The sequence below is a fragment of the Bacillus sp. AFS023182 genome, assembly GCF_002560575.1.
GTDB lineage: Bacteria > Bacillota > Bacilli > Bacillales > Bacillaceae_G > Bacillus_A > Bacillus_A arachidis.
Genome location: NZ_NTRO01000071.1, coordinates 23,695 through 35,770 on the forward strand (window position 1 = coordinate 23,695; position 12,076 = coordinate 35,770).

8 protein-coding genes and 4 pseudogenes are annotated in these 12,076 nt (G+C 35.9%); 5 read left to right on the forward strand and 7 right to left on the reverse strand.

Annotated elements, in window-relative coordinates; genetic code table 11:
* Positions 1-329: 329 nt before the first annotated feature.
* Entirely contained in the window at positions 330-2,492 is a 2,163-nt protein-coding gene (locus tag CN288_RS23695) for a serine hydrolase domain-containing protein (protein WP_098303247.1), read from the reverse strand.
* 39 nt (positions 2,493-2,531) lie between these two features.
* On the opposite strand from CN288_RS23695, the pseudogene CN288_RS23700 reads away from it, so the two are divergent.
* Positions 2,532-3,737 (forward strand): annotated as a pseudogene (locus CN288_RS23700) (response regulator); the annotation flags it as partial.
* Between the two features lie 618 nt (positions 3,738-4,355).
* Here CN288_RS23700 and CN288_RS23705 read toward each other — a convergent pair.
* The gene (locus CN288_RS23705; RefSeq protein ID WP_026591502.1) at positions 4,356-4,568 is read right to left on the reverse strand and encodes an alpha/beta-type small acid-soluble spore protein; all 213 of its coding nucleotides are present in this window, start codon (positions 4,566-4,568) and stop codon (positions 4,356-4,358) included.
* A gap of 280 nt (positions 4,569-4,848) precedes the next feature.
* On the opposite strand from CN288_RS23705, the gene CN288_RS23710 reads away from it, so the two are divergent.
* Positions 4,849-5,343 carry a YndM family protein gene (locus CN288_RS23710; protein ID WP_098303248.1) on the forward strand — a complete coding sequence of 165 codons (495 nt, stop codon included), beginning with the start codon at positions 4,849-4,851 and terminating at the stop codon, positions 5,341-5,343.
* A gap of 27 nt (positions 5,344-5,370) precedes the next feature.
* Here CN288_RS23710 and CN288_RS23715 read toward each other — a convergent pair whose 3' ends face one another.
* Together CN288_RS23715 and CN288_RS23720 are read right to left on the reverse strand one after the other, a co-directional pair.
* Positions 5,371-5,886, reverse strand: coding sequence for a DUF3231 family protein (locus CN288_RS23715; RefSeq protein ID WP_026591504.1), 516 nt, complete (start codon positions 5,884-5,886; stop codon positions 5,371-5,373).
* A 350-nt stretch (positions 5,887-6,236) separates the two neighbouring features.
* Positions 6,237-6,449, reverse strand: a complete 213-nt coding sequence (locus tag CN288_RS23720; protein ID WP_026591505.1) for an alpha/beta-type small acid-soluble spore protein — start codon at positions 6,447-6,449, stop codon at positions 6,237-6,239.
* A 282-nt stretch (positions 6,450-6,731) separates the two neighbouring features.
* On the opposite strand from CN288_RS23720, the gene CN288_RS23725 reads away from it, so the two are divergent.
* The 3 genes and pseudogenes from CN288_RS23725 (at position 6,732) to CN288_RS23735 (ending at position 9,782) form a co-directional block, all read left to right on the forward strand.
* Positions 6,732-6,929: a spore coat protein gene (locus tag CN288_RS23725; RefSeq protein WP_231503926.1), complete on the forward strand. Its 198-nt coding sequence runs from the start codon at positions 6,732-6,734 to the stop codon at positions 6,927-6,929.
* Positions 6,930-7,144: 215 nt separating this feature from the next.
* Positions 7,145-8,000: pseudogene (locus CN288_RS23730) on the forward strand (manganese catalase family protein).
* Positions 8,001-8,108: 108 nt separating this feature from the next.
* The gene (locus tag CN288_RS23735; RefSeq protein WP_098303249.1) at positions 8,109-9,782 is read left to right on the forward strand and encodes a ribonuclease J; all 1,674 of its coding nucleotides are present in this window, start codon (positions 8,109-8,111) and stop codon (positions 9,780-9,782) included.
* Positions 9,783-9,883: 101 nt separating this feature from the next.
* On the opposite strand, the pseudogene CN288_RS23740 reads toward CN288_RS23735, so the two are convergent.
* From CN288_RS23740 to CN288_RS23750, 3 genes and pseudogenes are all read right to left on the reverse strand, one after another.
* Positions 9,884-10,272, reverse strand: a pseudogene (locus tag CN288_RS23740) (IS200/IS605 family element RNA-guided endonuclease TnpB); the annotation flags it as partial.
* Positions 10,273-10,414: 142 nt separating this feature from the next.
* Entirely contained in the window at positions 10,415-11,548 is a 1,134-nt protein-coding gene (locus CN288_RS23745) for a zinc-dependent alcohol dehydrogenase (RefSeq protein WP_026591508.1), read from the reverse strand.
* A 263-nt stretch (positions 11,549-11,811) separates the two neighbouring features.
* A pseudogene (locus tag CN288_RS23750) lies at positions 11,812-12,076 on the reverse strand (MBL fold metallo-hydrolase); the annotation flags it as partial.

Consider the following 12,076-nt stretch of genomic DNA (forward strand, 5'->3'; position numbering starts at 1 on the left):
GACATATTACTTATATAATTTTATCAATCTTTTTTGTAAAGCAATGCTAAGCTTTCATTCTCATGTTTCATGTAAGTATTGATTTACGTGAAAAATAAGAACCAACATAAAATAATCATATAACTACCTTAATTAGATATGATGTGTTTTATTCTATAGACGATTTGTTGGCTGACAACTTATCCAACAACATTTTACATATGTCGGACAATCCAGATGGCTTAATGCCATCCCTTGTCCGAAACCAATTCAGCCCCCACCTACTCACTGGTTACGTCCTTCACGTTCCTTGAGGAAGAAGCCTCCTTGGCTCAATATCAGCTTTAAACTTAACGGCTAAACTCCTTATTGAAAATTTTATTCCGACCCTCGATGACTTCCGGACCTACTGCGTTGATCGCAGTTACAAAAATATGCTCTCCTCCTAGAGGTCCACCGACTCTCGTTTCAAATCCGAAAGTGCCGCCGGCATGCCCCCAATATGATTGTCCGTCCGGTGTTTTTTCTTCATAAATCCCTAGTCCGACTTTACCAATCGGTGAATCTACCGTTGTGAGCATCTGGTCCATCATCTCTTGATTTAAAAGCTTTCCTCCCAAAAGCGCACTGAAGAAAGTAATCAAATCTTTAACTGTTGAAACCATATTTCCTGCTGCGTTTGCCCATGATTGATTCATTTCTGTCAAATCATACAAATGACCCGATTTGTCCATATTATATCCTGTAGCATGCTCTCCTGGAATGTGAGGATTTACTTCCATTACGAATGTCTCTTTTAGCCCAAGTGGCTCGATAAACCGTTTCCTAATTTGCTCTGCATACGTATCTCCTGTTACCTTTTGAATAATTTGGCCAGCAAGAACCGTATTCGTGTTCGAATAGTCCCACCCCTCTCCTGATACAAATACAGGCGGCTTTGCAAGTGCTAAGCCGATAAGTTCATCCGTAGTATAGTAACGAAATGGATTTTGAGGCAAAGTAATATCTCGCATATCTCTATCTGTATAGGATGCAATCCCACTTGTATGGTTCAATAACTGACGAATTTTAATATTATTGCCGTCATATCCATTACCCTGTACAACTCCTGGTAACCATTTTTCGACCGAATCATCAAGATTCAATTGTTCTTCCTCGGCCAACTGCAATATAACGGAAGCAGTGAACGTTTTCGTTATACTCCCGATACGGAATGAAAAGTTTGGCTCTACCGGGCGCGGTACCTCATAACTCGCTGTCCCTGTAGCGTAAGACCAACGCTTTCCGTCCTTTAATCCACCTGCTATGACACTTGGAATTTTTTTATTAGTTACCACCTGATCCATTACGTACTTGACTTCTTCTCGATGTTTACTTTTCTTTTCCTTGTCCGTGAGTTCCTTTTTTGATTTTGCTGCAAATTCTGAGGCTAGAATATTGTTGATATGTTTTTCTGCTCCTAGTACATTGATATTTATCGAGATGACATGTTGACCATCTTCCGTTCCTCCTGCAAAGTTAGTAAATCCGGGAATACCACCGCCATGCCCCCATACTTCGGTACCGTCCGGCAATTTTGTTGTGTGTATGCCAAGACCATACTTTCCTAACGGAGAATCAACTGTACTAGTCATCATTTCCTTCTGCATCTCCGGTGTCAACAACTTTCCACCTAATAAGGCACGGAAAAACGTCGTCAAGTCTTCTCCTGTCGAAATCATTTCACCGCCAGCGTTAGCAAACGATGGGTTAAGCACAGTAATGTCTACTAATTTATCTCCCGTATTCAAGTAGCCACGAGCATTTTTTTTCGGAATATCCATCGAGCTTCCAGGAAGGAACGTTTCTTTAAGTGCGAGTGGCTCAATAATTCGTTTCTTAATTTGTTCGGCATATGTCTTCCCAGTAACCTTCTGGATAATAAGCCCTACAATAACCGTATTTGTACTCGAGTATGCCCACCCCGTTACTGGCTTTAGCTCCAAAGCACGAGCGATTAACTGTTCTGGTGTATAATTTTCACTTGGATTTCCAAGTAATTTCGTCTTAAGCTCTGAAGTCAAGAAATCTGGAATTCCGCTTGTATGATTTAATAATTGACGAATTGTAATTTTGTTTCCATCATAGCCTTTACTCTTTATGAGCCCCGGCAACCATTTCTCTATCGTATCATCGAGACTTAGCTTCTTCTCTCCAGCAAGTTGTAATGCAACTGTAGCAACAAATGTCTTCGTTGTACTTCCAATCCTGAAAGTAGAATCAGCGTCCACTTTATGATTTCTTTCGATGTTTGCTTCACCAGAAGCATATGAACAGCCTGCGTCTCCTTTTTTCACGGTAACAATAACCCCTGGAATATTTTCAGTATTAGCAGCTTTATCAATAGCCTGTTGGATTGACGTCTTTTTATACACCGCGTGCACATTTCCATAAGTAGGTAATACTAGTGTCCCAGCCAGTATAGTCACTGTTAAGGTTAGTGCAGTTCCTTTTTTAATGATGAATGATTTCATAACACATCTCTCCTATTATTTTAAAATTTTCTGTTACCTCACTCCCTTACCTCTCTCATCGTCGGTGTCGAATCACTGCGATCGTCAGTGCCAGATTCACAGTTTGAGAGAATTGACTCACTTGTCGGCATTGCCCAGCACAGTCTGGATGATATCCGAAAGCACCTTCACCAGCTCTCTCATAATTCATTAAACCATTCGTTAAGTGAATCGCTGAGACAATTAACAGAAGAGTTTATGAGATCGACAGGTACAACGGTTATATTCCGTGTGATTGGCAATGAGGCTCTCTCAACTCAAAAAATAAACTTTTGCCTATATCGCTGCCTTCAAGAGTCGCTAACAAACGCGGTTCGACATGGCAAGGCAAGTGCGATATCCGTTCAACTGCATTTCGATAAGCAACAACTCCGGTTACAAATTGAAGATAACGGCATCGGGATGGAAAAAATCCAATTCGGATTTGGGCTCAATGGAATGAAAGAACGGCTTGAACTATATCACGGCACATTGTCGGTTCACTCTGGGGCTAAGCAAGGAACATTCGTTATATGTAATATTCCATTGCAAACAGAGCTTGTACATAACACAATCCGCCTGTTGATCGTTGATGATCAGGCACTTATTACCGACAGTTTGGAGCAAGTTTTAGATCAGCATGTTGATTTTACCGTCGTTGGTAAGGCGAAGGACGGGCGCGAAGCATTAGAGCATTGTGAGCATTCGCATCCTGATATCGTGCTAATGGATATTCGCATGCCGGGAATGGGCGGACTTGAAGCTTTACTTGAGATGAAACAGCGATGGCCTGATATGAAGATTGTGCTCATGACAACGTTTGAGGATTTCTTGCAGGCAGCAACTGCATTGGAACATGGAGCGGAAGGCTACATGCTGAAGTCAATTCATCCACGTGAAATGAAAGAAGCCTTGAAACTTATTTATAACGGAGGAACTTGGATTGATCAATCGGTCGCTACGCGAGTTTTCGAAGAGATGAAACGTCAGCGCGAACAGCTAGAGAAGATCGGCTCAAGTAAGGAAAATTCCCCATACGGACTTACGAAACGTGAGATGGAAATTCTGAAACATCTGTCGAACGGGCTTCGCTACAAGTCAATTGCCACTAAATTGTTTTTATCGGAGGGAACTATACGCAATTACTGTTCGAACCTTTACTCGAAGCTCGGCGTCAACAATCGCGAAGAAGCAATTAAAATGGCGCGAACAGAGAATATCTTGTAGACGCTGTAGAACTTTCCGATAGTACTCACGATATAAATCATTCCGATACATTTATATCTGCTAATCCAAACAATGAATCAAGTAATAGAAACTGGAACAGTGCCTTGAAAAAACTTTTATTCATAAAAGAACAAGGAAATAGACGCCTTAAGTTGATGGATGTGGGGTATCGCCATATGTCCATCAACTTAAGAAATTAATTATTCCCCTAAATAAAAAAAATGAACTGAATTTTCATGGACAACTATGAAGAGATAAAACTTTCGTTTGGGTACCGCCAAATTACTATCAATCTAAGATGAATTTATACCAATAATTCATAGAAAACGTTATTCTTTTTGTAGGAATATACAGAAAGGATAACGCCTTTTTTGCTTTATGGGTAGTGTAAAACCTTAGCTTGATAGCGATGTGGTGCTATCCCTAATAGAACACTCCATCTAATTATCAATAATGTGTATATAAAAATATTCATATATGCTTCTTTTAGACATAGTGTTTATCACGTAATATATTCTAAATTATAGTTTCAATTCTTTTCATTATTCGCATATCCTAATTATATACAAATAGGGAGAGATGATTTATCTCTCCCTATTATCCATTTGCTATATTAAGTTAGCGAGTAACTCCACCACCAAGTTGTTGTTCAGCTAATGCTACTAGACGTTTTGTGATTTCTCCACCAACAGATCCATTTGAACGAGCTGTTGCGTCTGCGCCAAGTTGTACGCCGAATTCTTGTGCGATTTCATATTTCATTTGATCAAGAGCTTGTTCAGCACCATTTACTAATAATTGATTACGGCTTCCACTGTTATTGTTTGACATGTTATATCACCTCCTTCACTCTTTAATATGTAAAAAAGCATTCGAAAATATATAGTCCTTTTTTTGGTATTAGTTTTTATTGTTTTAATACATAATTCATGCTCATATTTCACAAAATAGTATTGTGTAGGAGAGCGAAAAAACTTCTTGCCATATGGATATCATGTAATGAGTAAACCTCCTGAACACGATGAAACGGGTTGTGCTTTATGAAAGTGCAACCCGTTTTTATTGAAAATTACTATTCCTACATGAAAGTTAAAAGATAGGAGAATCATTTATGAAACATATTGTTGCCTTATTAATTAAATATACCGCTATTAGTGCCGTATTATTGATGATATTAGGTATATTCCAGGGCGTTTCAATTCCTAGAATATTACTGATTTCATTACTAATTACAGGGACAGCCTACTTAATAGGAGATTTATTTGTTCTACCTAGGTATGGGAACATGATTGCTACAATTGCTGATTTTGGATTGAGTTTTTTAGGGATTTGGATATTAACTTATTTCTTAACAGATATAGATTTAACTCCTAATATTGGTTTTTCTTCATTTTGGTCTGCTTTGCTTATTAGTGCTGTAGAAATATTCTTTCACATTTATATGAAAAAAGCTGTATTACATGAAGGTAAAGATTCAAGGGAATCAACTAATATGCATCACGATAGATATGCTATGGAGATCTCACATGAATATTTAAACCGCTCTGAAATAGAAAAAGTAAGATTCATTCAAAAAGAAAATGATACAAAAAATAAAATGAAATAAAAAAAGTGGCTTTCAGCCACTTTTTTATTAAGCTTGATCAGTATTTTTAACATGTAATGGCGGAGGAACTACCCAGCCTTTTTTCTTACTTAGACGTAGTAAAGTTGCACCAGCTTGTGCTTTTTTCATATGGAATTGTCCAAAAAGCATTCCTACATCTTCTCGAAGACATTTTCCCATTACTTGACTACAAGTTACTAATCCTGCCGCTAAACCTGTAGAAACTGCTGCTGCAATTTCAGCATCATTGATGCGTGCTCCAGGAGGAATATCTTCAATAGATGCAACTGGTCTTTCTGGAGGTGCTGGTGGTAAAGCTACACCGTTTACTTTTAGAAGTGTTTTTAGCTCTTCTATTTCAGAGGTCATATCATTTTCAATTAGGTTTTCTAAGAATTTCTTTAATTCTTCATCACCTGTATGGTTAATGAATACTTGATGACCTGCAACTGCTCCTTGTGCTGCGAGAAGATAACTCCAAATATCAAAAACTTCTCCATAATGTAAAGGCTCATTTTGAGGATTTCCACTTAATACACCCATTTTAAGATGCCTCCCTTTTGTAAATATCATAGTTAATATGCTTTTCAGTATTGAAAATAAATTTTTAAGTATATTTGTTCCTGTAAAAGACTTTTTAACATTCATGGGAAACACCTTCCCCATAAGATATGTGTTTGTAATCTAGAAAAGAGTCTTTCAAATAAAATACTCAAAGATTATTATTTAAAATTCTCAATAATCTTCGAGTACAAATGCATTCATTATGAGAGTTTATTTATAAATTAAATACAGACAACATGAAAAGATGTGTTTGTTAACTACTGTAATCTGCTATGCTTCCAATAATCAACAATACTACTTGCCCTAATCTTTTCTATTTTGGGGTGAAGTTAACGAGTAAATCCGCCACCAAGTTGTTGTTCAGCCATTGCTACTAAACGTTTAGTGATTTCACCACCAACAGAACCGTTTGCACGAGCTGTTGTGTCAGCACCAAGTTGTACACCAAATTCTTGCGCAATTTCATATTTCATTTGATCAAGTGCACTTTCAGCACCTTGAACTAATAATTCGTTGCGATTTCCACTCTTATTGTTTGCCATATGTATCACCTCCTATGTTTTTAATATGCTAAGAAACATAAAAAAATATATATTCCATTTTATGGTATTTAATTGTTTTGGAATTTGAGTATAAGTTTTTCTTTCCTTCTTAAAATATGATTGAGAGAAACAAGAAGAGGAACTATTTTCATAACAAGGTTTGTTTGGAACGATTATGTTATCCTCCTAATCCTCTTCTTTTCTCTACTTGAATTCATATGTAAAAAGAACGGTATGTAAGGGGGAGTTTATACAAAAGGTGTTCATGAAATAAATGAGTGAATTTCTAAATATGTAAGTACAGAAGTTACATCTAATCAAACTCGTGAAGTATTACATCAACATTTACAGGATGCAATTGATGCACATAAGCAAGTAAGTCAATATATGATTGATAAAGGATATTATCATCCAACTAATGTACAAGAACAACTGCAAGTAGATTTAATGACTATACAAACAGCTTTAAACGTAGCATAAAATCAACAACATCCTCTTTAAGAACTAAAAAATATACGGAATTCTATCTGATACATAAGGACATACCCTGCTTTCTACAGGAAGCAGGGTATGTCCTTTATTAACTATCTTTTTTTAAATACAGCATTAGAATATAAAAAAGATACAGGAATAAATTACCTTAATTCGGGGCATTTTACAATTGTTGCTTATCTTAAAAAAGAGAGGTATTTTCTCTGTATTATTACAAAGAAGAATTGATTAATATTATTAAACCAGACAAACCAGATCCCGCCGCTGCGAAGGTCTTACAAGAAATACTTGGCGGCCATTTTGGTGAAATGCGTACGATGATGCAATATTTCTTTCAAAGTTCAAATTTTAGAGGAAAAGCGAAGCAATATCGTGATTTACTTCGAGGGGTTTTTCTTGAGGAAATTAGTCATGTAGAGCTCGTTCAGAATACAATTAATCAATTATTAAATGGATCTGGTGAGCCTACGCCAGGTAATGCTGGTATGGGATAAAGCACCGCTTGATGAGGCGGTTAAACATGCAAATCCTCACCATTTTATTGTAGGTGCTCAAAGCTCATTGCCAGTAGATGCAGCCGGTAACCCATGGAACGGATCGTGGGTATACAGCCATGGAAATCTAATTAGTGATTTAATGGATAACCTAGTTCTTGAATCAACTGGGGTACTTCAAAAGACAAGGATTTATGAAATGAGCTCAAATCAAACTTTTCGTGAAACACTTGCCTTTTTAATTGTGCGTGATAATGCACATCAAAATGCATTTGCGAAAGCATTAGAAACTTTAGGCGTTGAATGGGGAAAACTCTTCCCTGTACCAAACTACAATATCAATAAATATCCTGAGTGTAGAAAATACGTAGAAATGGGATTTCATAATGCTCAATTTAATTTCAGGTTGGATGACACAAGAATCGGAGAGATCTTCCAAGGTGAATCACCAAGTAGAAACAAAGAAATGTTAAGTGTAACGGAGCCACCAAAAGGTTTTCCTGTACCAGAACTTCCTGAAATGCCAAATGAGCATAGTCCGGGATTAAAAGATATGGAGCTTTGAGATTATTATGACCAACCATTTATAAATGGTTGGTCATAAATCTAAATTAGACAATCTCTATATGGATTCAAATAAGCTTGGATCTTTTCAAAAAGGAGGATATTCATTTTGAGTAAAGTAGAAAATACACTATCCATTTTTGCTTTAGGTGGGGTTAATGAAATAGGAAAAAATATGTATGCCATACAATATTCAAACGATATTGTGATTATTGACTGCGGTTCTAAGTTTCCAGATGAAAGTTTATTAGGAATAGATTTGATAATACCTGATATTACATATTTGCAAGAAAATAAGGATAAAATTCGAGGTTTAGTCGTTACACATGGACACGAAGACCACATTGGAGGTATTCCGTATCTATTAAAACAATTGAATGTCCCAATTTATGCAACGAAATTAACCCTAGGATTAATCGAAATCAAATTAAAAGAACATAAACTTCAAAATCTAACACAGTTATTTATTATTGATTCTGAGTCATTAATTGATTTTGGACAGATAAATCTAACATTTTTCAAAACCAATCATAGTATTCCTGATTGTCTTGGAATCGCTTTTCATACCCCAGAAGGTACAGTAGTTCATACAGGCGACTTCAAATTTGATTTAACCCCTATTAATAATCAATATCCCGATATTCATAAAATGGCTAAAATCGGATGTAATGGTGTTTTAGCTCTACTCTCGGAAAGCACGAATGCTGAACGTCCTGGATTTACTCCTTCAGAACAATCAGTAGGTGAACGAATTGAAGAAGCGTTTACCAAGGCACGTAGAAAAGTTATTATCTCTACCTTTGCATCCAACGTGAATCGTGTACAACAAATAGTAGATGCCGCTTTAAAAACAGATAGAAAGCTTGCTTTACTGGGGAGAAGCATGGTAAATGTAGTTTCTGTTGCCTTAGAACAAGGTTACTTAGATATTCCTGATGGGATGTTAATTGAAGCAAATGAAATCAATCGAATGGATCCAAAAAGAGTAGCTATTCTTTGTACTGGTAGTCAAGGTGAACCTATGGCAGCCCTAGCTCGTTTAGCCAGTGGAAACTATCGACAGGTAGATATCCTACCTGATGATACTGTCATATTATCTGCAACTCCTATACCAGGAAATGAACGTAATGTTTCAAGAATTATAGATAATTTATTTCGCTTGGGGGCTAATGTCATTTATGGAGTAGGAAGTTCAACAGGAATGCATGTTTCTGGGCATGCCTATCAAGAAGAATTAAAATTAATGCTTACTTTAATGAAGCCTAAATATTTTATTCCTATTCATGGCGAATTTAGAATGTTACATCATCATAGTCTATTAGCAGAGTCCGTAGGTGTTAAGAAAGAGAACATCTATATCATTAGCAATGGTGAAGTTGTCGATATTAAGAATCAGATTGCTCATCAAACCAGAAGAATACCTGCGGGTAATATATATGTAGATGGATTAGGAATTGGTGATGTAGGAAATGTTATATTACGTGACCGTAAGCAACTTTCTGAGGATGGTATGCTTGTAATAGTTATTACTCTTAGTAAAACAGAGGAGAACATATTTTCTGGTCCAGACATCATTTCTCGTGGATTTATATATGTTCGCGATTCAGAAGATTTCTTAGAGAAAATCAATAAACTAACTGTTGGAACTATTAATGATTTAAAAAAGGCTAATATTAGCCAATGGAATGCTTTAAAAAGAGAGTTAAAGGAAACACTAGGCCAATTTATATATTCACATACAAAAAGAAAACCAATGATTCTTCCCATCATAATTGAAGTTTAAAATGATGATTTTCTGTATCGATTAATTAAGGGGATCACAGATTTTGCGATACTTTCATCCCATGCCTAAAGGTGGATTAAAGTCATGCAGGGGCTTTTCTGTATCGCAAAATCTTTTAGTCCAACATCAGTTCTACAAGCGGATTCAGTTTTAGGCATTTGTTGTACTTTTGTTCCAATAAGGATACATACAAAATATTTACCATTCGGTTACATCGAATCGTTGCATGCCAAATACGCCCTTTTACTTCACGACTTTGGGCAAAGCGAACCAAGACAAGTTTAAGTAATTTCATTTTGTTGTCTATAATAGCAATATTTGCGTTCTTTTTCTTGGTTGTGTAGGATTAAACTTTATTCTTTTTAGACTTGAATCGTGGAATAGCATCTGCAAGTTTTTTCAATATTAATTGAAGAGCAATACTATCGACTTCTTTTAAGTAAATTATATCCGGTTGCTTCTTTAATTGAGCTAGCCTGGTAGGACATGTATTACTGATTTAAACTATATATATTTATATTTAAAATGAATTCAGTATTTATTTTTCAAAGTAAAAAGATAAGATCTTGGAATTTGATCTTATCTTTAACATAAAGAATAATTAAAAAGGATGAATGAGAAAGGACGGATTTTTAAGGTTTTAGAATAACTTTTATACAATTATCCTCACGATTATTAAAAATTTGATAACCATAACTCGCCTCTCCAAGAGGGAGTTTGTGGGTAATAATCTCCTTTGGATCAAATTCATTTTTTGTTATTTTTTCAAACAATTCGGGCATAAAATGAATGACAGGGGCTTGTCCCATTCTAAGGTTAATATTCCTAACCCAAAATGCACCTAGTGGAAATGCATTATAGTTGCCACCATAAACACCTGTCAATTGGACCGTTCCATATTTTCGTACGGCTTTTGTAGCAATTTGTATAGGACCGAGAGTTCCCCCTTGTAATTTTAATTTTTGTTCAAGAAACTCCAAAGGAGATTTCTTTCCATCCATGCCTACACAATCGATGACGACATCCGCTCCACCTTGCGTAATTTCTTTTAGATGTTCTCCCATATCCGGGTATTTTGTAAACTCAAATACCTCAACATTGTTAATTTTTTTTGCAAAATTCATTCGATAATCCAAATAATCAACTGCAATTACACGCTTGGCACCTTTCATCCAAGCAAATTTTTGTGTCATTAATCCAACAGGTCCACAACCAAGCACGATAACAGTATCGCCTGATTTTACACCTGCATTTATTACACTCCAATAGGCCGTCGGTAAAACATCAGATAAAAAAAGTAGTGATTCATCCTCAAGCTCGCATGATTCTGGTATAACAAAGGGAGTGAAATTACCAAAAGGAACTTTTAAATACTCAGCTTGACCGCCTGGATGGTTACCGAATTTCTCTGTATAACCAAAGTATCCCCCGGAATCATAATGAGGATTTGAGTTGTCACATTGACTTTCCATTTCATGTTGGCAATAAAAACAATGCCCGCAAGCAACATTAAAAGGGATGACAACACGATCTCCTTTTTTTACTTTAGTGACATCAGGACCCACCTCTTCAACAATCCCCATTGGTTCATGACCGATAATGTATCCTGGGGGTAAAGGCATATTACCTTGGTATAAATGTAAATCGGATCCGCAAATAGCGGTTGAAGTAATCTTTACAAGAATATCATCTTTTTTTTCTAACCTCGCATCATCAACTTGTTTAACCTGTACTTGATTTGGCCCTTGATAGGTTACAGCTTTCATATTCACATACCTCCCTTTTTAACATTTTCTCAAAACATCTTTTGCATTTATTTATAATATAGAAGTCATTCTTTTAGTTATTAAAGATAGACCTGAATTGAATCAGAGAAATCCATAACCTTGTTATGAGAAGTTTTCATATTACCTTCTTTTCCCTATGTCTTCTAGCTATATTTTAAGAAGAAAATCAATATGTATAAAACATTTTTATTATAAATTAAGTAAGAAATTTAGGCTTTTTATGTTTCATATAAAGAGTATTGTTAAATATATTTTCCGTAATCAGGAATAGCTACTTTATCAAAATTCTCTACTAAACGACGCAATTCATTTCTTAATTCTTCACCAAACATAGGTAAACCGTGCCCTGTCACTACAAATTTAGGATTTAACTTCTCAAGTATTTTCACAGACTCCCAGGCGTTCTTCCAATCGGTAGTAAGATATCTTGGTGGACCATTTAATTCTTTTTGTTGAATCAATACTTTATACAATGAATCTTGTCTTACGGTAACAAAAGCATCTCCA

Bases quoted from the DNA above. Each gene is read 5' to 3' on its own strand.
- CN288_RS23745 (WP_026591508.1), bottom strand. From the start codon at position 11,548: ATGAAAGCTGTAACCTATCAAGGGCCAAATCAAGTACAGGTTAAACAA.
- CN288_RS23710 (WP_098303248.1), top strand. From the start codon at position 4,849: ATGAAACATATTGTTGCCTTATTAATTAAATATACCGCTATTAGTGCC.
- CN288_RS23695 (WP_098303247.1), bottom strand. From the start codon at position 2,492: ATGAAATCATTCATCATTAAAAAAGGAACTGCACTAACCTTAACAGTG.
- CN288_RS23715 (WP_026591504.1), bottom strand. From the start codon at position 5,886: ATGGGTGTATTAAGTGGAAATCCTCAAAATGAGCCTTTACATTATGGA.
- CN288_RS23705 (WP_026591502.1), bottom strand. From the start codon at position 4,568: ATGTCAAACAATAACAGTGGAAGCCGTAATCAATTATTAGTAAATGGT.
- CN288_RS23720 (WP_026591505.1), bottom strand. From the start codon at position 6,449: ATGGCAAACAATAAGAGTGGAAATCGCAACGAATTATTAGTTCAAGGT.